Genomic DNA, 23,071 nt, shown 5'->3' with positions numbered 1-23,071 from the left:
GCCGCGCCGGCCTTCGGCCTCTGCGGCCGGGACAGCCTCAACCAAAGCGAAGGAGAGTAACCGTGCAGCTTGCCCACATCCCCCTAGATCAGCTCAACATTTCCGCGCTCAACATGCGCCATGGAAAACGCGCGCCCGACATATCCGACATCCTGCCGTCAGTGCGTGCGCGCGGCGTGCTGGTGCCTCTCCTTGTGCGGCCCAACGGCCAACCGGAAACCTTCGAGATCGTTGCCGGCAGGCGGCGCTATTTCGCCGCAAATCGCTTGCCGACGAGCGCGGCGAAGGCGATCCCTTGCCCTGCGCCATCGTGGAGGACGATGACGACGCCGATGCGCTGGAAGCCTCGCTGATCGAAAACCTCGCCCGCCTCGATCCTGACGAAGTATCGCAATGGGAGACGTTTTCGCGGCTCGTCAGGCAAGGCCGCACCGTTCCAGACATCGCTGCGACCTTCGGCATCACTGACCTGAAGGTCAAACGCATTCTGGCGCTTGGCGACCTCTTGCCCAAAATCCGCGAAGCCTATCGCCGCGAGGAGATCGACGCCGAGACGGTGCGCCATCTCACCATGGCGTCCAAGGCGCAGCAGAAGGACTGGCTGGCACTCTGTGCCGATCCCGATCAATACGCGCCGCGTGGCTTTCAATTGAAGCAATGGCTGTTCGGCGGCCAGTCGATTTCCACCAAGGTGGCGCTGTTTGCCATCGACGAATATCCCGGCCTGATCACGTCGGACCTGTTCGGCGAGGACAGCTATTTCGCCGATGCCGACCTGTTCTGGCAAAAGCAGAACGAAGCGATTGCCGCCAGACGCGACACCTATCTGAACGACGGCTGGAGCGAGGTGGTGCTGCTGGAGCCGGGCCAGTATTTCTACCCATGGGACCACGAGAAGACCCCGAAGAAGAAGGGCGGCAAGGTCTTCATCGCGGTCACGTATCGCGGCGAGGTCGAGTGTCACGAGGGCTGGCTGTCACGCAAGCAAGCCCGCCGCGCCCGCGAGGGCGGCGAGCAAGAAGAAACAGCCGCCAAGCCGCCGCGCCCCGAACTCACCGGCCCGATGCAGAACTATGTCGATCTGCATCGCCATGCTGCCGTGCGTGCGGCCATGCTCGACCATCCCGCCGTGGCGCTGCGACTCGTGGTGGCGCACGCCATCACCGGTTCCGGCCTGTGGCAGGTGCGCCGTGAGCCACAGCGCGCAGTCAACGAGACGGTGACTGCCAGCCTTGCCGGCTGCAAGGCTGAAGCTGCATTCGGCAAAAAGCGGCGCGAGGTGTTGGCCCTGGTCGGATCACCGGATGAGGATGGAGTGGTGGCCGGCAGCAATGGCGACGCCTTTGCTATCGCCGGCCTGTTCGCCCGCCTCTTGGCGCTGTGCGACGACGATGTCATGCGCGTTCTCACCCTTGTCATGGCCGAGACGCTTGCAGCCGGCAGCGCCGTCATCGAGGCGCTCGGCAACCATCTGAACGTGGATATGGGCGCATGGTGGGAACCGGACGATGCGTTCTTCGACCTCTTGCGCGACAAGGAAATCGCCAATTCGATGCTCGCCGATGTCGGCGGCAAGCTTGTTGCCGACGGCAATGTCGCCGAGAAGGTCAAGACGCAAAAGAAGATCATCCGCGACTTCCTGGCGGGCGAGAATGGCCGCCAGAAGATCGAGACCTGGCTGCCGCGCTGGATGAAATTCCCCGCCGAAAGCTACACCAGTCGCGGCGGTTTCCGCACCGCCGATCAGTGGGCACAAGTGCAGCCGCTGTTCGCGCGCGAATAGTCGATCAGGGCCCGAGCGGCGGTTCTCTCGACTGCCGCCGCTCAGGTCGCGCGCGCCGCTCCGGGCCGCGCCGGCTGCGGATTGGTCGTCTTGTCGAGCCAGTGCCGCGCGCGAGAAATCCCGACGCCAACTCGCCCCCATTTGGGCAGCCCTGCACCGCGCCGGGTTGCTTGCCGAGGCGCCCAGGCGCATGGGGCCAATTGTCCGATCGGGTTGCCGACAGAGCCCGCGCAGCCGGCGCCCTGTAATGCCGCCTGCTCGTTGTGCCGCCGATCGCGCCACCTGTCTCCATGTGTCTCAGGGACCATTCCCCTGCGGCTGGCTTGACGACCTATGGGCGGATCCGGCCCGCCCGAAACCCTCGCCAGCAGCTTTTTTCCCCGCCGCCTGCGGCGGCTTCCTCGCGCCGCTTCGCTTCAAAAAAGCTGCCCGCTCGGGTCCTCCGCTATCGCTGCGGCCGTCCCGGTTCCGGCGGTCCGGACGCGCCCATCACGGTTCGCCATCGCAGGGGAATGGTCCCCGGCGAGCACCAAAAGGAGACTGAAAATGACCGCGATCGGATACGTCACCAAACAGGAAAACGGCGGCTACAAGGGCCAGCTCAAGACGCTCAGCGTCCGCGCCGACATCGACATCGTGCCCAATCAGGCAAAGAGCGCCGACACCCATCCCGACTTTCGGGTGCTGACGCAAGGGGTCGAAGTAGGGGCCGGCTGGATCCGCACCGGCGAGACCTCCGGCAAGGACTATGTGAGCCTGTCGATTGCCGCCCCGGAGTTCGGCCCGCGCAAGCTCTACGCCAATCTCGGCCGCGCCGCCGGCCAGGATGACGACGACACATACGCCATCATCTGGAACCCGGTCGACTGAACCCCCAGCCTCGAGCCCCGCGCCCCAACCGGCGCGGGGCTCTTTCGGGAGGGGGCGGCGAAAACTCGCCCCCCACTCTTCGCCCGTCCCCGAAACGATCTCGCTCGCCGATCCTCGCCTTCGCTTGTCCGTAACGAAACGAGGATCATCATGGACGACGAAAACGAACGCGCGGCCCGCGCGAAGAAGGGCAGTCCGTTTCTCAACACCGCGCAGGCCGCCTTCTATATCGGGCTATCCCAGCGCACGCTGGAGAAGATGCGGCTCAAGGGTGGTGGCCCGCAATTTCGCAAGCACGGCCGCTATGTCCGCTATCACATCGACGAGCTCGACGACTGGTCGAAGGGACGCGCGCAGGAGACCAGGCCCGAGGATGCCGGGCACGATTCCGGCTCGGCCGGTGAGGGAGGCCGCTCATGAGCCGGCGTCCCACTATCCGTCTGATCGGCAGCCATCTGCGGCGCGTTCGGGCGCGCAAGACGATCGCCGTGGCCACAATAGGCCTCGGCCTGATCGGCTTCGCCGCTTTCGACAACCCATCGCCCTGGCTGGTCTGGAATGCCTCGGCCAGTGCGCCGGTCGGCCTCTATCGCCTCGCGTCCGGATCGCCGGCTCGTGGCGATCTGGTGCTCGTCCGCCCGCCAAAACCGGTCGCCGATCTCGCCGCCGAACGCTTCTATCTGCCCAGCAATGTGCCGCTGGTCAAGCGCCTTGCCGCGCTGCCTGGCGAGCATGTCTGCGCCTTCGGCGACGCCATCATCATCGGCGGCGAGATTGTCGCGCGCCGGCTGGCAACCGACACGCAGCACCGTCCGCTGCCTTGGTGGAATGCCTGCCGCAAGCTCGCCGCCGACGAGTTTTTCCTGCTCGGCAACGATAGAAATCACTCCTTCGACAGCCGCTATTTCGGGCCGGTGCCGGCCGAAAATATTGCCGGGAGGCTCGTGCCGCTATGGACCGAGTAACCCTCCTGATGCTGGGCATGGTCGCGATAGCGCCGTGCGCCTGTTCCGCCGCGACCGACGCTCAGCCGGCCGCCATCTCCCGTGGTCCGCAGCTGGCAAGATGGCAGCCCTTGGTAGCCGAAGCAAGCCGGCGTTTCAGCATTCCACAGCCCTGGATTTATGCCGTCATGGATGCCGAAAGCCGGGGGCAGACAATGCTGGACGGGCGGCCGATCGCCTCACACGCCGGCGCCATTGGCCTCATGCAGGTGATGCCCGGCACCTACGAGGAGATGCGCGCAGAGTTTGGCCTGGGGGCCGATCCGCACGACCCTCGCGACAACATTCTGGCAGGCACTGCCTATCTGCACGCCATGTATGACCGCTTCGGCTTTCCCGGCCTGTTTGCCGCCTATAACGCTGGGCCGGACCGCTACGAACAGCATTTGCAGCGTGGGCGACCGCTGCCCAGCGAGACGGTTTCGTATCTGGAAGAGCTCAAGGCTGCGGGGATTTCGGCCGCCGACATGGACGCGTTCACCGGCAAATCCCGTTCCGGAAAAGCGCCGGAAATCCCGTCCGGGCAGTCGCTGTTTTTCCTGCGAAACGGTGTTTCCGCGACCGATCCGAATGGCCAAATCGTGGTGCCGCTCGGATCGGAGCGAGCAAGGTCAGGCCGGCCGGATCGCAGGTGAGGGCAGGGGTACCGTGGGTCGGGCGGGGCAGGGAGGCAGGTCCGGGAAGGCAAGATAAAGGCATCGCCTCCTGGAGGCGGCGAAGTCTTTGTCTGCACATCGTTTTCCACGGAGGCTGCCTTCAGCGTCAGGAGAGCTGCAGCCGACAAACCTCTGATATTGCTTAAGATTACTAGGAGGCTCAATGCAGGATGAAGAGTTCAAGCCGAGCCTGGGCAAAATCGGATCGCGCGGCTCGAAGGCAGGCAAGCGTTTCGCCGGCCAGATCCGCGCCGCGATCAACCGAGCCGGCGGCGGCAGCGGTCGCCGTGGCCGCTTCATCGGAAGCCGGGCGGGGCGCGGCGGGGCTGCTGCCGCCGTTCTCAGAGCGCGCGACCCCCACGCGGCGTTTCGGCAGCGGCGCGCCGTCGTCAAGGCCCGTATCGTCAAGCTGGCCGGCAAGGGTGTTGACGGGGCACGTGCACACCTTCGCTACCTCCAGCGCGACGGCGTGACCCGCGAAGGCGAGCCTGGTGAGCTCTATAGCGCCGACAGCGACCGCGTCGATGGCAAGGCCTTCATCGATCGTGCCGATGGCGACCGGCATCAGTTCCGCTTCATCGTCGCCCCTGAAGACGGCATCGAGTATGATGACCTGAAGCCGCTCACGCGGCGCCTCATGGCGCAGATGGAAGAAGACCTCGGCACTAGGCTCGACTGGGTGGCCGTCGATCATTTCAACACTGGTCATCCGCATACCCATATTATCGTCCGCGGCAAGGACGACCGCGACGAAAACCTCGTCATCGCGCGGGACTACATCTCGTCTGGAATCCGTGAACGGGCGGCCGAGCTGGTCAGCCTCGACCTTGGCCCGAGAACGGACCGCGAGATCGAGCAACGCCTGCGCCAGGAAATGGAGCGGGAACGCTTCACCAGCATCGATCGGCAGCTGCTCCGCATGCGCGACCATGAGGGGCATGTCTCACCGGCCAGCCGAGACACGTTTCGCCAGACGCTGCACCAGGGCCGCCTGCGCAAGCTCGAGCGGATGGGTCTGGCTGAGGAAGTCGGCTCGGGCCGCTGGCGCCTTGATGGCGAGCTTGAAGCGACACTGCGCCGCATCGGCGAGCGGGGCGACATCATCAAGACCATGCACCGCGAACTGACCGGCAAGGGGCTCGCCCGCAGTGCCGCCGACTATGTTGTCCATGATCGATCTGCAGAGCAGATGCAGCCTGTCGTCGGCCGCATCATTGCGCGCGGCCTGGCCGACGAAATCACTGACCGCCATTACCTCGTCGTCGACGGCGTGGACGGCAAAAGCCACTATGTTGATATCGGCAAAGGCGAGGCCACCCAACCGACGCCAGAGGGCTGCATAGTGCGGGTCACGCCGAGCGACACCGGGCCAAGGCGAGTCGACCGCACAATTGCCGAGATCGCCACAGCCCATGACGGGCGCTACAGCATCGATATCCATCTCAAGCATGACCCGTCGGCCACCGAACGCTTTGCCGAAACGCACGTGCGGCGACTGGAGGCGATCCGCCGGGCGACCGGTGGTGTCGAGCGCGAGCCGGACGGCACATGGACTATCGCGCCGGACCATCTCGACCGCGTCGCGGGCTACGAGCGTCAGCGAGCGAGGGCCGAGCCTGTTGTCGTCGACAAGCTCTCATCAATGCTGCTGGAGAGCCAAGTCAGCTTCGACGGCGCCACCTGGATCGACCAGGAGCTCGTATCAGCTCATCCTGAGCCCTTGCGTGACTCTGGGTTCGGTCGCGAAGTACGTCAGGTCCAGGCCCGTCGACAGCAGTGGCTGATCGCGCAAGGTCTCGCGCATGAAGCCCAGGATCGGGTCATCTATCGCGCGAACATGCTTTCGATGCTGCGCCAACGCGAGTTGAACCGCGTGGCCGGCCAGTTGGCGAACGAACTCGGTCTGCCCTATTCTGAAGCCCAGAGTGGAGATCGAATAGAAGGCACGCTCCGCCGCTCCGTCGAGCTCGCCGGCGGAAAATACGCTGTCATCGAGAAATCGCGCGAGTTCACGCTGGTGCCATGGCGGCCGGTGCTTGAGCATCATATCGGCAAGGAGGTTTCCGGCGTCGTGCGTGCAGAGGGGATTTCATGGACCATCGGCCGGCAGAGAAGCGGACCAAGCATTTCGTGACATGGCCTACACAACTTCTTTTGCCCGCGTTGAACTTAGTCCGGACGGAGTTCGCCTGCTAATTGCCCGCGGCATTGATTTGGCGAGGGATAAATGGCTGCAGGACATTCTGGTGCGCTTCGAGCGCATGCGCGGCAAGAACGTGCTGTGGCAGCCCGGCATGGATCACGCCGGCATCGCCACGCAGATGGTGATCGAGCGCCAGCTTATGGAGAAGCAGATCCACCGCCGTGACCTGACGCGCGACGAGTTCATTGAGAAAGTCTGGGAGTGGAAAGCCGAATCCGGCGGCGCGATCTTCAACCAGTTGAAGCGGCTGGGGGCCTCGGCCGACTGGAGCCGAGAACGTTTCACCATGGACGAGGGCCTGTCCAGGGCGGTGCTCGAAGTGTTCGTCACGCTCTACAAGGAAAGGCCTGACCTACAAGGACAAGCGCTTGTCAACTGGGACCCGAAGCTCTTGACCGCGAGTCCGACCTTGAGGTCGAACAGCAGGAGGTCAACGGCAATCTCTGGCATTTCCGCTACCCCGTCGAGGGCGAGGTTTTGGATCCGGAAAATCCTAAAACCTTCATCACCGTGGCGACGACCCGCCCGGAGACGATGCTGGGCGATATGGCGGTCGGCGGTGCATCCCGACGACGAGCGTTTCCGGCATCTTGTCGGCAAGAACCTCATCCTCTGCCGATCGTCGGCCGCAGGATCGCGGTGGTGGCGGACGAGTATTCTGATCCGGAGAAAGGCAGCCGCGCGGTCAAGATCACGCCGGCGCACGACTTCAACGAATTTGAGGTCGGCAGGCGCCAGAAGTTGCCGGCGATCAATATTCTCACCATAGAGGGGCGGTCACCCTCACAGACAATGACGACTGTCTCGCCGGGCTGGAGGTGGCGCCGTAGCGCCATGCGGTCCGGGATGAGCTCGACGGTCTGACGCTTACATCTCGCCGAACTGGTCCAAGCAAGCATGAATTCCATAACCAGGCGCCGACGTGGAACTATCTCGTCGTCCACGCCCACGGACGCATCACTGTCCGGGATGATGAGCGCTATGCGCGCCGTAACGTGGCGAAGCTCACTCACATGCATGAAGCCTCGCAGCCTGCCCCGTGGAAGATGGGCGACGCGCCGAAGGACTTCATTGACACGATGGTGAAGGCGATCGTCGCCCTGGAAATCGAGATCACCAGCCTGGTTGGTAAATCAAAACTCAGCCAGAACAAAGAGGTGCGCGACATTCAGAACGCTGGTGAAATGCTGAATGCCCGAGGCGTCAATGGGATGGGAGAAGCGATGCTCGCGGTTGCGGCGGCCAAATCCCAATAGCAACTATCTTGTCCCGACAAGCCGCTGGTGCTGGATTTCCAACGGGTGACCTTGAGAGACAAATGCTTCGGCTCGCCGGAAACGCGACCAGCATCTGACCACCCGCTATGCGGCAGATGGACAAGAACTCAGGCCGCCATCGCCAGCCACATCCGCAATGCCGCCGGATCGATGGAAGCTGCTTACCCCGCCAGTCTCTCCGGTCATGCCGCCTGCGTCGTTAATACCTTGAACAGCAGCCTGGCGGTTAAACCGCCTTGCGTGTTCGGTATGGCGGCACAGCGGTTTGGAGATCGGCGAACGCCACGCCCCACGGTAGCGATGCCTCGCATGACCAAGCAGCGGCATGTGCGGCAGGCTTGCACCCGCTTCAGATGCGAGACGGGTCAAGACAATCATCCTGCACAACGCCACGCGGCGGTGAGCCGGTTTCGAAAAGGGCCGGCCCCGGCCGTTCATACAAGTGGAGTTGGGGGCGCGGGGCCGGATCAAGCCTATCGCGTTGGACCCGCCGGGACCGCGCGTACATCATCCCGGCAACGCCAGGCGCTCGCCTCGCGTCATGCGGGCTTCGGCTTGGCGCGCCGAATGTCTGGACCGGCATCGCGGAGCAATGGCGCACCAGTCTACGACATGGTGCGTAGTCGCCATGCTGCCCCTGGCCAGATCGTAGATGACCTCGGCTTGTTCGCCATGGCGAGCCGAAGCACGTTGACGGCCGTGCCGGGTGATGCGCCGTCCCAGACTATCATCCCAAAATCGGCGCGCGCCATCTCCCGGTCTTTGGCGGCGTAGATCCAGTATCCTCTAGCACCTTCAGGAGACGGGACCCGGTAGGCAGCCCAGTCGCCCAGATCATTGCGGGGTTCCTTGGCCGCATGGAAGACCCCGACATGTTTGTAGCCGTAGCCCGCGAGCAGGCCCTGCGCCTCGGCATCGGCTCCAGACGCGTCGCCAATCAGCACGCCGTGCACGGCAACAACGATTGGGCGGATCCGAGCGATGGCAGGTTCCGTCAGCTCAAATATCTCGCGTGAACCCCCTATGAATATCATCGACGTTCATGACTTTCCCTTCTCTCCAGGGCTCCCTCGCTCTGACCGCCGTCTCCCTCTGGCCCTGCGTGAGGGGTCACCCGAACGCCGAGACGGCGAAGCCGGCTCGGGGAGCGGCGGGACGCCGCAACTAGACCCCGGTCGGCGGCAGGCCGGCGCGCAGACCTGCCGTTTCCGGAGGCGCTACGCGCGCGGAGCTAGTGGCCTTTGTCGGCCAGCCAGAGGCTCACGTCCTGGATCGAGCGCATGAGCACCGACGGATTGTCCCGCGCGGGAATGAAGCCCCAGCTCTGCCAGTAGCGCTCTGCCTCGTGGTCGATCGCCCGCACCACCACCGCGCGGCCGCCGACGATGTCGGCGCCGGCGACGCAGCGATACAGCGCGTCCTTGACCAAGCCGCTACCGACGCCTTGTCCGGCATAGCGGTGGTCGACGGCGAGTTGTCCGATCAGCAGGCAGGGGATCGGATCGGGCGGGCGTCCGGTGCGGATGGCGCGCGGTGCGCTATTTGGCTGGATCACGCCCGGCGCGAGGCCGTAATACCCGACGACTGTTCCCTCGTCGTGAACGACCAGGACGCGGGTAAACCCGCGGGCCTGGTTCGTTCGCGCGAAGCCGGCCAGCCAAGCATTGAGCGCCGGCTTGCCGCAATCGAAGCTGTCGAGGCGGTGTGCGTGGTCGAGGAGTTCGATGCCTGAAAGCGCCACCTAGCGGTCCCAGGGCGGGGACCGACGCAGCCGCTCGGCCGCCTTCGCCGGGGGCACAGCGGCCGGGGCTGAGATCGCCTGCATGAAGGCGTCATAGGCTTCCGGGGACACGCGGATGACGGTTTCGTTGAGGATGGCCGCCTGCGCCTCGTGCAGCGCGGCGCGCCGCATGAACTCCGTGCGCGACAGGCCGAGCAGCTCCGCGCCGCGGTCGATGATGGTGAGATCATCGTCGCGAAACCGCATCGAGACGGGTGCTTCCTTCCTGGTGGGTGTGGTGGCCATGGCGCGCTCCTGTGCTGCGGACGTATATACGTTAGTGTAACGCGGAACGCAATACTACGTTCCCTGGCGACGTCTCGTGGCGGATGGTCTCAGGATTTCTCGCCGCATCGGTTCTTCTCGGCTTCTCGCCCCAGTCGCCATTGCCGCAACCCAGAGCAAGGTGGCTTTGGTCAGCTCCGGCGGATCAATTAGTTAGAAAGCGCATTTGTTTTTGGCGGCCGGATGAGCGGGTCCAGAAGCGAAGTCGCTGCCATGACTGTCGCCGGACGAGCCCCGGCTATCCCGAAGCTGATGAACATCTGACGCGATGGCGACTTTCGGGCCGTCACGCCACAAAGGAGGAACGGCTATGAAGGCTGGGCGGCGGCACTTTCATTCTCAGGCGCCGCTCTATGCCACCTGTCGGCCAATGTGACATCGCCACTGCGGTCCTTCGAACAAGTCGATTCGATTCTGAATTTCGGCCTTTAGATGATTGTAGCGATTGAATCAGCGACAAGGGCTGGGCAATCGCGGTTGTGGTGACCGCGAGCCACTAAGCTTGTGCCGTACCCTTACAATGATTCATCAAGGCGTTTACCTCGGCAATCACGAGATCCGGCGTGATGTCGAACTTGCATCGGACTTTGACCGGACAATGCCGCACTTGGTCCAGACCACATCCGCGACATTCAATAACACTCATAAGCATGCTGACCAAGGGACCTCGAAACCCCCAAATCTCCGGTAGATGTGACGCCGTGAAAATGCCGATAGTAGGGCGGCCAAGCTGGGCAGCGACATGGCCGGTGCCTGAATTGTTCGAAACGACGAGCGCGGCCGAATTCACGAGACAATTGAATTCCAATTCTGACAAGTCGACAGCCGTCCGAATGTTCGCGGCTCCACGTTCCCTAGCTATCTTCGCAACCTCCTCAAGCGCTTCCAGGCATTCGCCACGGCCAACGAGGACCACCTCACCACGGGTCGCAAGAGCAGCGACAACTTTGCCAAAACTTTCAATCGGCCAATCTCGCAGGCTGGAATTGGAGAACGGAGCCACGACAATCGGGGCATTGCCTGTAGTCGAATTCTGTGGGTGACCCGCTCCGCTTTCGAAATAGGCAGCTGCCTTTGCGACCAGAAAGAGGAGGATTTCTGACACATGCTGGAGACGCACCTGCTTACGGTCAATGAACCAATCAAGCCATCTACGGGGGATTGTGTTAGCAAGCCCTATTTTTTGGACCAGCTTGTAGAAAATGGTTCTGCGTAGTTTCAGATTGAATGGCGCTATCGCAATATCGATCTGATGCATGCTGTACGGATCAACTATCGCCGCACGGTGCCTGGCGGGGACTTCAAGCAAGATGGGCCTTGTTTCTTCCGGAACACGCATATCAATGGCAAGATCAAACTCGCCGGTCAGCAGCGGCCTTATGTCGGCGGCTTCTTTGCGCGTTTTGACTTTTGGGTTGCGAGGAAAAAAGTCAAAAGCAATGTGATCGTCGGCGAGGTCGAACTGTTTTGCAGTAGCGATGTTCCAGCTTCCCACCACCAGCGTAATGTGGGCATGCGCAAAACGCTGACGAAGGTCCTTTAGGGGCCCTAGAGACATCCAAAAGTCGCCGACATGATCAAGCTTGAGGACCAAAATTCTCATCCTTGCGCTTGACTGTTCCGGCTCTTCCCAGCTGCGGTATATAATTTGATTGCCGTCGTGCTTTGTAAAATATGCCATTGCCATTCCGAAGATTATACGGTCAACACTGATAGCCCAGTGACGCGTGTGTAGGGTTGGAGTGCTCCCCACTTGTCCGCGTCTCGGCAAGAATTCTGCCATCAGATCCAAGCCGCGCTCCAGCAGGAGCTGTCGGGCGAAGTCTGCATCTCTAGCGGTGGTAGCGCGCCAAGAAGCCAGCTATGTCCCGACCCGCAATGTGAAGGGCTTCGTCACGGTCTTGCATGCAGTGAGTTCGAGAAACGCCGAGTAGACGGCGTTCGCCAAGCCGCCGTCCCCAGATCTCGAGCATAACGGCAGTGGCCTCGCTCTTTGGTCGATGCTGATCCTGAATGAGACCGTCGCCGCCGGCGACGACATCGCCGGCCGGATTGACTGTCTCCGGCACGCCCTGTCGCTGTGGTCCCGCATCATGGTGGTTACAAAGGACCCGCCGCAGGCGCTTTTTTCTGCGCGTCCGGGTCGTCCAACATGAAGTGGACGAATCAACCCTGTGATGAAGTCGACCCCCAGCCAGCGGTGGGGTGGCAGGCGGCGTCGATGAACACCTTTATTCGCCGAGCTTGGATAGCGGCATCCCTATCACGCTGAGAGCCTGTTATGCTGGTCCAGCGTTTGATCGCAGTCTTGATCCATGCGAGCAGCTTGTGAGGGATGCAACCGAACGAGGCGCTGCTCCCACAGTCGTCGCAGGCCCTCCATCACAGCGTCACGCTTACCCTGATCCGGCGCAATTGTATTGAGGAGATCTCCCAACATGGCTTCGCCCTCAATCCGCATCAGCAGATTAAACAAGTCGTGTGAAATTCGTACACTGTCACTGCTGAAGTGGGTCGTGCTGATCTCGCAGTGAGTCTCCCGACGATCTGGCGCTTTGTAAGCGCGGGTTTGATGGAGGGACACATAGGGCGGCAACGAAACCGCAAGCGCAGTCCAATCCTGCAGCGTTGCAGCCCGCTTTTTTACCAGGAAGGGCCCGACCACAAGTCCATCCAGCTCTGTCGTCAGAAAGGTGGCAATCGCGTCTGCAACCGAATCCACGATCGGTTCGGCATTGTTGTTAAAGGACGTATTGAGCAGAATTGGAGTGCCTGTGCGCTTCTTGAACGCATTGATGACCTCCCAGTACGCGGGATTGGCGTTGCGCGATACTGTTTGGAGGCGAGCGGTACCGTCGACGTGCGTGATGGCACCGAGCAAGGCGCGCTTTGAGTCACGCACGCGAACGACGAAATTCATGAATGGAAATTCGTGCCTACCGTCCGGGAGGTCGAAAAATTCGCTCGCATCCTCCTCCAGCACAGATGGCGCGAAGGGCCGATAGCCTTCGCGCTTCTTGACCATCGCATTGATCCGGTCCTTGTTTGCGGCGGGCCGAGGGTCGGCAAGAATGCTGCGGTTGCCCAGCGCACGTGGCCCAAACTCCGAACGACCCTGCACCCAGCCGATCACGGCGCCGTTGGCGATCCAGTCGGCTGCACTGCTTGCCACGTCATCAGAGCGTTCAACCTCGAGATGTCCGGCCCATGCATTCAGTTCCTGTTGCACGGCGCGCTCGCTCCCGAGATCAGGACCCCAATAGACCTCCTGCAGTCGCTCACACGGCGCGGGGCGGCCCATCTCGTTAGAGACTATCAGCGCAGCTCCCAATGCGCAGCCAGCGTCGTGAGACGCGGGTTGCACGAAAATGTCTTCGAAAAGCCCTGAATACAGCAGCTTACCGTTCATCGTGCAGTTGTGGGCCACCCCCCCCGCCAGGCACAACCGCTTCATGCCGGTGGCCTCACGGTGATGCCGGAGAATGTGGAACACGATCCGCTCAAGCGCTTCCTGCAGTGACGCACTCACATCTCGATGCTGCTGGGTGAAGGGCATTCCCTTTCGCCTGACCTCGATATTGCGGAGCAACGCCGGACCGATGCGGTCGAGGTGAACACGGTAGCCACCGCCGTTGGCGGAGAGCTCGTAGAACTGCTCGAAGAGCTCGCGATAGGGAGCGGGGTCGCCGTAGGGCGCGAGTCCCATTACCTTATACTCGTCGAACAAGCCGTAGCCGAGATAGCGGATCGTCTCGAGATAAAACAGCCCAAGAGAATTGTTCTCGGGGAAAGCCTCGAGTTGCGTAATTTCTGTGCCAGACCCTACCGCCAAGAGGCCCGATAGGAAATCACCAGAGCCATCAATCGCTAGAATGAGACTTTGTTCGAAGCCCGACATTGCAAAGGCGCTCACGGCGTGCGCCTGATGATGACTTACGAATGAAATACGCGAACTGTCCAACTTAGTGCCGAACTCACGCGTTAACAGATCCTGCACCAACGTTTTAGCATCCAACGGAATGGAGAGAATGTCCGGGTGGGATGCGGACATACCTTCAAGCATGGCGTTGGCATAGGGCTCGCTGGCGTAGAGCGCGACACGATCAATGTCGTTGAGCTGAACCCCCGCCGCTGACAGACAGTATTGAATCGAACGAATTGGGAGCTTGTTGGAGTGTTTCATCCGATTGAGGCGTTCCTCTTCGACGGCTGCTATCACCCGTCCGTCTCGGACGAGCACCGCGGCGCCATCGTGCATAAAGGCGTTCCGAAGCTCGAACCGGTTTTCATGGACTTGGTCAAGTCCGCCGCTAATTCCTAGACACAGCATTTCTTTCTCCACATAGTGACGGGCAAGCCAAATTGGCCTGCCTCAGACCGTTTCCAACTAAATAGGCCGCGTTGTCGCTTGCAGCTGCAACCGCCTGTCAGGCATCACCGGCATCAAAGAACGCCTCATAAGGGTCCGCCTGAATCAACATGAGATGCTTCGATCGTGGCGCCTGCCGTTCCATGACGCCGAGAGCTTGGCTGGATCATCGAATCTTGAGCGGCTGCTGACTTGCATGCCGGCGATGCCGTTTTCATCTGCAGCACGAACTTGTGACGCGGGCTGCCTATATCCTTGCGAAGGGGCGGCTGTTGACGAATAATGCCGCGCCGTGAACTGGCCCGATTTCATTCCCCGAAAGACCGTCGCACAGGCGACTGACATGTGCTGCACTGTCCGCCTGCTTCCCGGTCGCACATCCGATAACGCCTTCGCTTGTGCAGGAGGCCGCATCGCGTCATTCGTCGGCCAAACATGGCACCGACTGGAAGCCCGGCAATACCGCGTAGATGTAAAGTGCGCTGATGTTGTATGGTAGCGCTGCCGGCCGGGTCTCCAATCCGCTGCCCAAACGAGCGGACTGCCTGCGGCAAAAAGCCCGCCACAAGCAGAATCGCGCTGGGCAGCTGGCTCGCCTGCAAGACTTCGCAGCTCAGGAACATTGGGGACGACTAGCGTCGAACCGCCGACATGATCGGCCAGTTGCAACTCACTTCTCGGCACGACCTCCACTGCACGTCAGGGCGCATGGAAGATTTTCTCCTTTGGATGGGTGACCGGTGCGGACGTGCTTTTGTCCATGCAAGATTTCCGAAGAGTTATGAAATCGTTTGTTTCGATCAAAGTCATCCACGCTATGAATAGCTGCCGGACATGCGCTTCAAAGGGGCTTCAGGCTTCCCGGATGGCTAGTCCGATTCGAAGCGCGTGGCATTCCATGCGCTCTATGACAACATTTTTCAGCAAAGGGTATGAGAGCAAACCCACACTTCTTTTTCAGAAGTCGCTTCGAAGCAGCCGAGGCCTTGATGGGCTTCTTCACCAAGTTCGGCGATGGTGCCGCAGGCATTCTTCCTCTTTCCGGGCTGAACAAGCGCAGAGTTCGCGCCTTGGCAGTGTGTCTGGGCGCTCCGTCTGATCTTGTTGAAAAGATCCCGACCGCCGACCTGGAGAACCTCGTCCCGGTCTCACATACGATGAGATTGACGACTTCCTCGAAGGCCAAGAGATCAACGAAGCGGCGCACAGGCGTATACTTCATGCGCATTCCAGCACAGCCCATAAGCGAGCGCTTCCCGTCACAACGATTGCCATGACGGGTTCGATATTTAGGCATCGGCAATAGCGTCTCAACATACACGATCGATGGGCTTGCCGCAGTTAGGCAGCTAGCGGCCTGAATTACCGCTGGAGCGAAGCGCTGCTCTTTCAGCCCGCATGCGGTCATGAGGTTGACAGTGTCGGCACGTATCGCCGAGGCCGGCACGCGAACTCATTCTCCCTGAATGCCTGCTCTATCGATCTTCCGCAGCGTACCCACTTGACCGGTCGCTTCGACATTCCAGGCACCTGGATTGTAGCCGATCCTTGCCGCTCTCCTTCGGCCGGTCGCAATGCTAGACGTGCGGCCGTTACGCGATGCAGAGCTGGTTGTCAGATGCGTGATGCGAAACGTGAGATGCAGATCCAGTTTTGGCGATGGCAGGCGCGCCGCAATGTTGATATTATCCGCACAGAACAGGCGCGCAAATGACATCGAATTCAGAGAAGGCTGAGGCGGTCGAGCAGTTGCTTGATACACCTGACCTTGCAACCGCACTGGAAAGCGAACAGTTCAAGAAATTCCTCGACCAGGTGCCGATCGCCATAGCCGTTTCGGACCTTGCCGGTGAGGAGCGCGTGGTCTACGCAAATCCGGAATTCGAGAAACTATCGGGCCTGACAGCCGCCAGGCTCACCCGAGAAAACTGGGCCGCCCTTTTAGGCACAGGCCTCCATCAGCAAAAGGACAGGCCGCTGGCCGAGGCCGTAGTCGAGGGAACCGATTTGGTCGGCACCTTCAGGCTGGAGCGCGGCGAGGACAAACCCGCGATCGTCGACGTTTATTCCAACGAGATAGAGGACGACAACGGCAAGGTGTGCTTCCGACTGGTGGCCCTGGTCGACGTATCCGCCCATGGCGAGGCGGGAGATGAGCGCTCGGCGGAGGAGCGTGTTAGCGAGAAAGACACGCTGCTGCGCGAACTGCAGCACCGGGTGAAGAACAACCTGCAGATGATCACCGCGCTGATCCGGCTGGAAAGCCGCAACGCGACCGAGGCCGACCGGAGACGGTTTGAGCGGCTCGCCGGTCGCGTCGACGCTCTGGCGATCCTCTACCAGACGCTAACTGCCGACGAGCCGAAGGAGGAGGTCGACCTTGGTGTGTATCTCAGCCAGATCGCGTCTGCGGTGATGAGCTCGCATGCGGTCGAGGGAATCCGGCTGGATATGAAGGTGGATACATATCCCGTGTCAATAAACGTCGCCATGCCGGCCGGGCTGGTCGTAAACGAATTGCTGACCAATTCACTAAAGCATGCGTTCCGGGGCCGCGATGGCGGCACGATAACACTGCACAGCGTCGTCGATGGCGACGGCTGCCGGGTTATAGTGGCGGACGACGGAATCGGCCTGCCGGAAGGCGAGGTGTGGCCCAAACCAGGCAAGCTCGGAGCGCTGATCGCGCGATCGCTGACCGAGAACGCCAAGGCGCAGCTAGCCGTCGAGTCCAGCGCCAGCAAAGGGACGAAGGTGACCATCGTTTTCAAGCGGTCGGCGGCAGCAAGCTGAACGGTTGCTGTCGACTAGCAGGCTGGCGGCTGGCTTCATGTCGCGGCTTTGAGCAGGTGGCTGCAAATAGGCTAGGTCGCCCTTCACGGCCTGCTTCACATGGTCGAGGTCTTCCATTATGCTCCAGGCTTGCTGCTTCTGACTTCGGCGGCCAGTCCATCCCCACCTAGCGGAAGGCACTCCCGCCTGATTGCGTTGCGGCTTGAGTCTTGACGGCGGGGGCACCTGACGCCTTCGCGCTCATCACGCGCGGGCCGGCAATTCAGCAGCGAGTCATCGCTTGGCCAATCTTGCCGAGGACGAAGATCTAACCTACAAATAAATTGGTCCGACTGTTCGTGGCCGGAGGTAACCGCGAATTTGCGCTATCGGGACAGGAGAGCAGTGCTGTAGGCAAACCGCGATGCGTGCATTCGTTCGATTGGTTCTACGATTATCCTGACGCCTGGGGTGACCAGTTGCACCAGTATTTCCTACTACGCGCAATCTTTGCAGGGTCATGTGCAGATCATCGCGGCCCGCCAAGACATCGGAAAACTGATCGACGATCCTTCAACCCCTGAGATATTGCGCGCCCGAATGGCATCGGCGGCCGCCATATAATAGTTTGCGGCAAAGACGGCCGCGATCGAACGGCTGAGGACGCGCTCGCCAACAGATTACCGCGGATACGACGCCTGGTTCGATGCTCCGATCAACAACGCGAAGCTCGCCGCGACTTCCGTCTACAGCGATTCGGTTCAAAGGCTTGGCGCGTTGGACAAAGCTCGCCGCGCCGAAGCGCGATGCATAGAAGCCGGGATAGTCGCCCGAACACAAGTCGAACAAGCGGAGTGGTCGACCGTTTCGTCCTCCCCGGGGACGAGCCGGTTGCTCTGGCCTGGGGCGACCTGATGGGTCTTGCGGAGCACCGTCTCCAGCATGGCGATCAGGTCTTCGGGAAGTATGGCCTCATTCTGCACAGACGGTTTTGCGTGGCTGTTACGGATGCCGGCGGGCACGGTGGCGATATGGCGGTCCTTTCGATCGAGCGGCTCGCCACGCTGCGTATAATTCCACGCCAGGGAGGAGAGACGGCGCTCGATCGTCGCCACAGAGTTTGGTTTCTTGTCTCCTGTAACCTTTCTGGATGCACATGTAGAGGCCGACGGTCTGCGGATCAGGCGGCAACACCTCGAGGTGCTGCCGGCGCGCCCAGGCGCAAAAAATCCGCTCTCGACCGAGCGGCGTCAGACCGGTATTCTTATGGATGTTCATCCGGTCCCCCTGGAGTCACTGAAGCTTCGACAATCTCAGCTTTCCCGGTTCGGACCGGATGGACAACCTACTGAAAGCTCACAACTAGCTACCAATGCGATCAGCTTTCGGGCTATCGGGCGCATCCAGGGAGGATGGGTATGTTCTTGGCTAACGGGCTCAAGCTGCGGGACCGCGGGTGCACGCTGGCACTGATGTTGGCGATCATATGTGTATGTGCGCCTGCACTGGCGGCAAACGCGTCGGATCAGGCGTGCCGGTCCATCGCCAAGCTCAAAATTCCAAGCGTGATCTTTACCGAGGCTAGCCTTCAAAAGCCGCAGGAGATCCCCGCAGATCCCTTCACTGCATTCACCGGCGCCTCGCCTCAGGCGGTAAAAGTGGGCGGGCACTGCCTTGTCCGAGGTGTTATCGGGAAACGCCAGGGGGTCGATGGTCAATCATATGGCACCCGGTTTGAGGTGCGTCTTCCGACGACCTGGAACGACATGTTCCTTTTCCAGGGCGGCGGCGCAGTTGATGGCTTCCTGGCGCCGGCCGTCGGGACCATTCCTTGCCGGAACTCGACCGCGGCTCCCGGGCTCTTGCGCGGCTACACTGTTGTAAGCATGGATGGCGGGCACCCAAGCCCCGATCCGGCTTTCGGGGTCGATCAAGCCGCACGCATTGATTTTGCGTACGCCTCCATTGGCAAAGTCACTTCGGTCTCGAAGCAGGTGATTGCCAAGTTCTATGGGGCGGCTCCGAAAAAGTCGGTGTTCATGGGATGCTCGAATGGCGGTCGTGAGGCGTTGATAGCGGCTCAGCGATATCCGCTCGAGTTCGACGGCATTGTTGCAGGTAGCCCGGGTTTTCGTCTCAGTGCCGCCAACATTGCCGAAGCCTGGGATACTCGCCAGTACATGAGCATCGCTCCCAAGGATGAGGCCGGCCATCCCATTCTATCCCGCGCCTTCTCCCAGCAGGATCTGAACATCGTCGCCAAGGCGGTTCTCGCTGCCTGTGATGCCCGCGATGGCATTGAGGATGGCGTCATCAACGCCTGGCAGCAGTGCCGGTTCGACCCAAAGGTCCTGTCCTGCCAAGGCGATAAGACGGACAGCTGCCTCACGGCTGGTCAAGTGCAGGCCATGAGCCGCGCGTTCGCGGGTCCGGAAAGCTCCGATGGCGAAAAGCTTTACAGCGATTGGCCATATGATACGGGCGTTGCGGGCGCGGACTGGAGAATGTGGAAGCTGGGCAATTCCCCCACTTCCCAGTCGGATGCAAATAACATCGTTCTGGGAGCCCGCTCGCTTCAATACTACTTCATGACGCCCCCGGCGCCGAATTTTGACCCCCTGAAGTTCGACTTCGACAAGGATCCGGCGCGCGTTGCGGATACGGCCAAGCTCAATGATGCGACCGGCACGTATCTCGCCAGCTTCGCAGCCCACGGTGGAAAGCTGCTCTTGTTTCAGGGACTTTCCGATCCGGTCTTCTCAGCCAACGATCTGGTGCGCTGGTACAAGCAAGTCGTCGAGGTCACAAGCGGCGGCGATTTGGAAGCGACTCGCCGTTTCGTGCGCATGTTCATAATCCCGGGGATGACCCACTGCGGCGATGGCCAAGCCTTCGACGACTTTGATCCTTTGGCCGCCATCGAGGGCTGGATAAACCAAGACAAGGCTCCGGATTCTCTCGCGGCTGGCAGCAAGGCATTCCCCGGCAAGCACCAGCCGATCTGCGCTTATCCCACTCAAGCTGCCTATGGCGGTAAGGGAAATCCCGATGAGATCGCGAGCTATTCGTGTCGGGGATAAGAGACCTCGTCATTTGTTCGCTTCAATCTGCGCGCATTCCCGGAACAGGTCTCCCGGACCAAGGATCGGTTGGAAAAGCTAAACCCGGAATTTGTGGGCCGTGCCATAACGCAGTTGATGATCATGCCTGACTACGAAGCGTCGGCCGCCGATAGTCTGGACACAGCGCTCGCTGTGCTCGATGAGGTAATTGTTATCGCCAGAGATCTGACCGCCTCATCCCAGCGGACAAAACGGGGGCATCAGAGCCCGGACGCCTTGGTGAGATTTACGCGGAAACGATCGCGCCGGCGCTCATAATTTCGCGTCATCTCCGCGGAGGCATGGCCGAGCTGTTTTTGCACATAGCGTTCGTCGACCTCGGCCGACGAGGCGAGGCCGGCGCGCAGTGAGTGGCCGGCGAATTTCTTGGCCCGTTCGCCCTCCGACAGATCGCCGCGCACGCCGGCGGCGAGCGCCGTGCGCTTGACCAGGCGTGCGACCTCCTGGTCGTTCAAGCGATCGGCACCGACGGCTCTGCCTTGACCAGCAACGCGCCGAAACAGCGGTCCGTGCGCAATGCGCGCCAGTCTTAGCCAGGTCTGCAGAGCGACCACAGGGCAGGTGGCGTCGGAGGAGCCGCGGCCGATTTCGACCTCGCGCCAGCCGGTTTTGCCGCGCAATGTGACAAGCAGACCCTTATCGGCAAAAATCTCGACCCAGCCGCGCCCGTCCTCGGTCTGATCCCTGCCGACGTCGAGGCCGACGATTTCGGATCGGCGAAGGCCGCCGGCGAAACCCAAAAGCAGCATGGCGCGGTCGCGCAGACCACGCAGCGTGCCGCGGTCGAGGGTCTCGAGCATAGCGATCAGATCCTCGGGCAGGATCGCTTCCTTCTGCCGGGGAGGGGAGGCGTGGGTGTTGCGAACGCCAGCCATCACCGTGGCGATATGCCGGTCCTTGCGGTCCAGCGGCTGGCCGCGCTGGGCACAATTCCAGGAGAGCGACGAAAGCCGGCGCTCGATGGTTGAAACGGTGTTAGGCTTTTTGTCGCCAGTAGCCGTACCTGACGCGCAGGCGGCGATATAGAGCCCGACGACCTGAGGATCGGGCGGGAACATCTCGATGCCTTGGCGCCGGCACCAGCTCGAAAAATGCTTCCAGTCGGCTGCGTAGGCGCGGCGCGTGTTGGCCGAACTCGCCGCCTCGATATAATCGCGCGCGCGGCCGGCGAGCGCCTCAAGATGCGGATGCGCAGGCAGGCTGGGATTGGCAATGGCTGGAAGGGGAGGGGACGAGGCTAGGTCGGCATCGCCCATCTGCATGACGATATCGACGATGTCGGGCAAAGCCGCGGCGCTTTGTGTGTGAAGCTTGTCCGAAATTCGTAGCATATTTCGGACATCTTGACCGTCACTTCGTCCGAAATCGGACCACAGATTTCGGACAAAGCCCGGCATCAACCCGCCAATATCTCGATCTGCCGTCGCCGCTGCAAACGTCGCCTGTGAGAGGCGAGCGGCCTCTAAACTGGTCGTATATCCCGATTAATAATAAGAATGTAGTCAACTTCCATATTTTAGAGGGCACGCATGCTGCCACTCAACCGGCCTGATCACCACACAAAGTGAGGAAGAACCTGGTTAGGTGCAAAGCGACAATTGCCTCGACAGCGGGTCCCGGAAGGTTTATGCTGCCCAATCTTACCGCAATCCGAAATGGCGATTGAGTACCTTCACGAGTGAAGGGATTCCCGCGGTCTTAGAGATGAGTTGTCGAATGGCGCGAAGTCGCACAGAATCGCGAAGTCGCACAGAATCGTGTGTTTGATACCGATCAGGATCGCGAGCTATTTCAGGCGCGGAGAGGTCTTGCGCCCGATGCACGAGTTGCTCCCGGTCCAACGGAAGTGAATGGGGTGGAACTGCTTTGTCGACCAAATTGTTGACGGAACGTCCGGCGCCCATTGTTGCTACATGTCTGGATTCTTGGGGCGTTTTGGATGATGCAATCCACCATCTCACTCCAAAGGGCAGTGGAATCTGGAACAATGTCGCTTTTGTACGCAGGACATCCTTCGCGCCCGATTGGCATATTGTCTTTAACTCTGCTTCTATTTTTGGGCTCCCTGTTGATATCGAGGCGAGTCCAAACAGGACAATTTTTGCAATCGGCGAACCGCCGACGAAAGCTCATCGCGCATTTCATGAAGGGCAGGGGAAAAATACCATCGTCCTGACGTCTGACGCAGAGCTGGCTGCTCGGCAGAATGCAGAGCGCCGATTCGTTTTGTCTCCACCTATCACTCGGTCTTGGTCTGTAACAAAGACATATGACCAACTTCTGGTCAGCGAAGTCGTGGACAAGCCGCTTCGGCTCTCATGGATTACCAGTAACATCGCCCTGCTTAAAGGGCATCGATATCGGCTGGCGTTTCTGGAACGGCTGAGAGAGGAGCTCGATTTTGACCTGTTCGGCCGAGGTTTTCGGCTGATTGGAGATAAATGGGACGCACTCGCACCGTACCGTTACAGTATAGCTTTCGAGAATACTCGTGCTGATTACTATTTTACAGAGAAGCTTATGGACTGCTTCGTTGCTGAAACAATGCCGATCTATTACGGCAGCCCGGCAATCACGAGGTTCTTCCCTTCCGACTCAATGGTTCTGATTGACCCAGAGGACAAGAACGTAATCCAAAAAATTCAAGAAATCATCGACTCGGACCTCTGGAAGGAGCGTCGCGGCGCAATACAAGAGGCGAAGCGGTTGGTTCTTGAGAAATACAATACGTTTGCTTATCTCGCGGGCTTCATCGAAAGCGTTCACGATAAACCCTTACCGCCGGAAGTTATACACATCGGTTCGCCTGCGGTCGATTTTGGGACAGACGAATGAAGTACTCCAACGCTCGCTTCGCGTGCCAGGCGGTTGGTGGTCTGGCGAGATCGGTACGGAGCGCTCGGCGGAGAATGCCTACCTGCGCAGACGGGCCGGCACGGGCGCACGAGGT

19 protein-coding genes and 3 pseudogenes are annotated in these 23,071 nt (G+C 60.8%); 15 read left to right on the top strand and 7 right to left on the bottom strand.

The annotated features are described in order from the left end of the window. Positions 1–62 precede the first annotated feature (62 nt). The 9 genes and pseudogenes from NKG60_RS17425 to NKG60_RS17385 all read left to right on the top strand — a co-directional run bounded on the left by NKG60_RS17425 (position 63) and on the right by NKG60_RS17385 (position 7,772). Positions 63–353 (top strand): ParB/RepB/Spo0J family partition protein, encoded by a 291-nt coding sequence (locus NKG60_RS17425; protein WP_352975235.1) that lies wholly within the window; start codon positions 63–65, stop codon positions 351–353. Beyond that, positions 296–1,783: a ParB/RepB/Spo0J family partition protein gene (locus NKG60_RS17420; RefSeq protein ID WP_352975234.1), complete on the top strand. Its 1,488-nt coding sequence runs from the start codon at positions 296–298 to the stop codon at positions 1,781–1,783. The genes NKG60_RS17425 and NKG60_RS17420 overlap by 58 nt, the downstream gene beginning before the upstream one ends. A 546-nt stretch (positions 1,784–2,329) precedes the next feature. After that, the gene (locus tag NKG60_RS17415) at positions 2,330–2,653 is read left to right on the top strand and encodes a DUF736 domain-containing protein (protein WP_023672372.1); all 324 of its coding nucleotides are present in this window, start codon (positions 2,330–2,332) and stop codon (positions 2,651–2,653) included. A 150-nt stretch (positions 2,654–2,803) separates the two neighbouring features. Continuing rightward, entirely contained in the window at positions 2,804–3,073 is a 270-nt protein-coding gene (locus NKG60_RS17410; protein WP_023679653.1) for a helix-turn-helix transcriptional regulator, read from the top strand. Next, positions 3,070–3,618 (top strand): signal peptidase I, encoded by a 549-nt coding sequence (gene lepB / locus NKG60_RS17405; RefSeq protein WP_352541533.1) that lies wholly within the window; start codon positions 3,070–3,072, stop codon positions 3,616–3,618. The genes NKG60_RS17410 and lepB overlap by 4 nt, the downstream gene beginning before the upstream one ends. After that, positions 3,606–4,292, top strand: coding sequence for a lytic transglycosylase domain-containing protein (locus NKG60_RS17400; RefSeq protein WP_352711134.1), 687 nt, complete (start codon positions 3,606–3,608; stop codon positions 4,290–4,292). Before lepB ends, NKG60_RS17400 begins: the two co-directional genes overlap by 13 nt. A 184-nt stretch (positions 4,293–4,476) precedes the next feature. Beyond that, the gene (gene rlxS / locus NKG60_RS17395; protein WP_352975233.1) at positions 4,477–6,447 is read left to right on the top strand and encodes a relaxase/mobilization nuclease RlxS; all 1,971 of its coding nucleotides are present in this window, start codon (positions 4,477–4,479) and stop codon (positions 6,445–6,447) included. A gap of 82 nt (positions 6,448–6,529) precedes the next feature. Next, a pseudogene (locus NKG60_RS17390) lies at positions 6,530–7,331 on the top strand (class I tRNA ligase family protein); the annotation flags it as partial. Between the two features lie 45 nt (positions 7,332–7,376). Continuing rightward, entirely contained in the window at positions 7,377–7,772 is a 396-nt protein-coding gene (locus NKG60_RS17385) for an FMN-binding negative transcriptional regulator (protein WP_352975294.1), read from the top strand. 626 nt (positions 7,773–8,398) lie between these two features. Here the strand turns inward: NKG60_RS17385 and NKG60_RS17380 are convergent. The 5 genes from NKG60_RS17380 to NKG60_RS17360 all read right to left on the bottom strand — a co-directional run bounded on the left by NKG60_RS17380 (position 8,399) and on the right by NKG60_RS17360 (position 14,188). Continuing rightward, positions 8,399–8,827 (bottom strand): hypothetical protein, encoded by a 429-nt coding sequence (locus NKG60_RS17380; protein WP_352975232.1) that lies wholly within the window; start codon positions 8,825–8,827, stop codon positions 8,399–8,401. Between the two features lie 197 nt (positions 8,828–9,024). Then, positions 9,025–9,534 carry a GNAT family N-acetyltransferase gene (locus tag NKG60_RS17375; protein WP_352502717.1) on the bottom strand — a complete coding sequence of 170 codons (510 nt, stop codon included), beginning with the start codon at positions 9,532–9,534 and terminating at the stop codon, positions 9,025–9,027. Beyond that, positions 9,535–9,819 (bottom strand): type II toxin-antitoxin system TacA family antitoxin, encoded by a 285-nt coding sequence (locus NKG60_RS17370; protein ID WP_352975231.1) that lies wholly within the window; start codon positions 9,817–9,819, stop codon positions 9,535–9,537. A 535-nt stretch (positions 9,820–10,354) separates the two neighbouring features. Further along, positions 10,355–11,539 (bottom strand): glycosyltransferase family 9 protein, encoded by a 1,185-nt coding sequence (locus NKG60_RS17365; protein ID WP_352975230.1) that lies wholly within the window; start codon positions 11,537–11,539, stop codon positions 10,355–10,357. A 582-nt stretch (positions 11,540–12,121) separates the two neighbouring features. Continuing rightward, entirely contained in the window at positions 12,122–14,188 is a 2,067-nt protein-coding gene (locus tag NKG60_RS17360) for a carbamoyltransferase family protein (RefSeq protein ID WP_352638524.1), read from the bottom strand. Between the two features lie 1,013 nt (positions 14,189–15,201). Between NKG60_RS17360 and nadE the strand changes: the two are divergent. From nadE to NKG60_RS32285, 4 genes and pseudogenes are all read left to right on the top strand, one after another. Then, positions 15,202–15,533, top strand: a pseudogene (gene nadE, locus NKG60_RS17355) (NAD(+) synthase); the annotation flags it as partial. 404 nt (positions 15,534–15,937) lie between these two features. After that, complete coding sequence (locus NKG60_RS17350; protein WP_352975229.1) at positions 15,938–17,020, top strand: sensor histidine kinase; 1,083 nt, start codon at positions 15,938–15,940, stop codon at positions 17,018–17,020. A 450-nt stretch (positions 17,021–17,470) separates the two neighbouring features. Beyond that, positions 17,471–17,623, top strand: a complete 153-nt coding sequence (locus tag NKG60_RS17345; RefSeq protein WP_352453905.1) for an aminopeptidase — start codon at positions 17,471–17,473, stop codon at positions 17,621–17,623. 24 nt (positions 17,624–17,647) lie between these two features. Further along, positions 17,648–17,914, top strand: a complete 267-nt coding sequence (locus NKG60_RS32285) for a hypothetical protein (RefSeq protein ID WP_502912316.1) — start codon at positions 17,648–17,650, stop codon at positions 17,912–17,914. A 2-nt stretch (positions 17,915–17,916) separates the two neighbouring features. Here the strand turns inward: NKG60_RS32285 and NKG60_RS17340 are convergent. Further along, positions 17,917–18,226, bottom strand: a pseudogene (locus NKG60_RS17340) (integrase); the annotation flags it as partial. A 191-nt stretch (positions 18,227–18,417) separates the two neighbouring features. Between NKG60_RS17340 and NKG60_RS17335 the strand changes: the two are divergent. Continuing rightward, complete coding sequence (locus NKG60_RS17335) at positions 18,418–20,079, top strand: tannase/feruloyl esterase family alpha/beta hydrolase (protein WP_352509878.1); 1,662 nt, start codon at positions 18,418–18,420, stop codon at positions 20,077–20,079. Positions 20,080–20,321: 242 nt separating this feature from the next. Here NKG60_RS17335 and NKG60_RS17330 read toward each other — a convergent pair whose 3' ends face one another. Next, the gene (locus NKG60_RS17330) at positions 20,322–21,452 is read right to left on the bottom strand and encodes a site-specific integrase (RefSeq protein ID WP_352975228.1); all 1,131 of its coding nucleotides are present in this window, start codon (positions 21,450–21,452) and stop codon (positions 20,322–20,324) included. 535 nt (positions 21,453–21,987) lie between these two features. Here NKG60_RS17330 and NKG60_RS17325 point away from each other — a divergent pair. Further along, the gene (locus NKG60_RS17325; protein ID WP_352453731.1) at positions 21,988–22,956 is read left to right on the top strand and encodes a glycosyltransferase family 10 domain-containing protein; all 969 of its coding nucleotides are present in this window, start codon (positions 21,988–21,990) and stop codon (positions 22,954–22,956) included. Positions 22,957–23,071 lie beyond the last annotated feature (115 nt).

It is taken from the genome of Mesorhizobium sp. M1428 (assembly GCF_040317515.1).
Taxonomy (GTDB): domain Bacteria; phylum Pseudomonadota; class Alphaproteobacteria; order Rhizobiales; family Rhizobiaceae; genus Mesorhizobium.
This window is presented reverse-complemented; position numbering and strand designations above follow the sequence as displayed.

Bases quoted from the DNA above. Each gene is read 5' to 3' on its own strand.
- NKG60_RS17360 (WP_352638524.1), bottom strand. From the start codon at position 14,188: ATGCTGTGTCTAGGAATTAGCGGCGGACTTGACCAAGTCCATGAAAAC.
- NKG60_RS17400 (WP_352711134.1), top strand. From the start codon at position 3,606: ATGGACCGAGTAACCCTCCTGATGCTGGGCATGGTCGCGATAGCGCCG.
- rlxS (WP_352975233.1), top strand. From the start codon at position 4,477: ATGCAGGATGAAGAGTTCAAGCCGAGCCTGGGCAAAATCGGATCGCGC.
- NKG60_RS17410 (WP_023679653.1), top strand. From the start codon at position 2,804: ATGGACGACGAAAACGAACGCGCGGCCCGCGCGAAGAAGGGCAGTCCG.
- NKG60_RS17350 (WP_352975229.1), top strand. From the start codon at position 15,938: ATGACATCGAATTCAGAGAAGGCTGAGGCGGTCGAGCAGTTGCTTGAT.
- NKG60_RS17380 (WP_352975232.1), bottom strand. From the start codon at position 8,827: ATGATATTCATAGGGGGTTCACGCGAGATATTTGAGCTGACGGAACCT.
- NKG60_RS17365 (WP_352975230.1), bottom strand. From the start codon at position 11,539: ATGGCATATTTTACAAAGCACGACGGCAATCAAATTATATACCGCAGC.
- NKG60_RS17415 (WP_023672372.1), top strand. From the start codon at position 2,330: ATGACCGCGATCGGATACGTCACCAAACAGGAAAACGGCGGCTACAAG.
- NKG60_RS17370 (WP_352975231.1), bottom strand. From the start codon at position 9,819: ATGGCCACCACACCCACCAGGAAGGAAGCACCCGTCTCGATGCGGTTT.
- NKG60_RS17335 (WP_352509878.1), top strand. From the start codon at position 18,418: ATGTTCTTGGCTAACGGGCTCAAGCTGCGGGACCGCGGGTGCACGCTG.
- lepB (WP_352541533.1), top strand. From the start codon at position 3,070: ATGAGCCGGCGTCCCACTATCCGTCTGATCGGCAGCCATCTGCGGCGC.
- NKG60_RS17330 (WP_352975228.1), bottom strand. From the start codon at position 21,452: ATGCTACGAATTTCGGACAAGCTTCACACACAAAGCGCCGCGGCTTTG.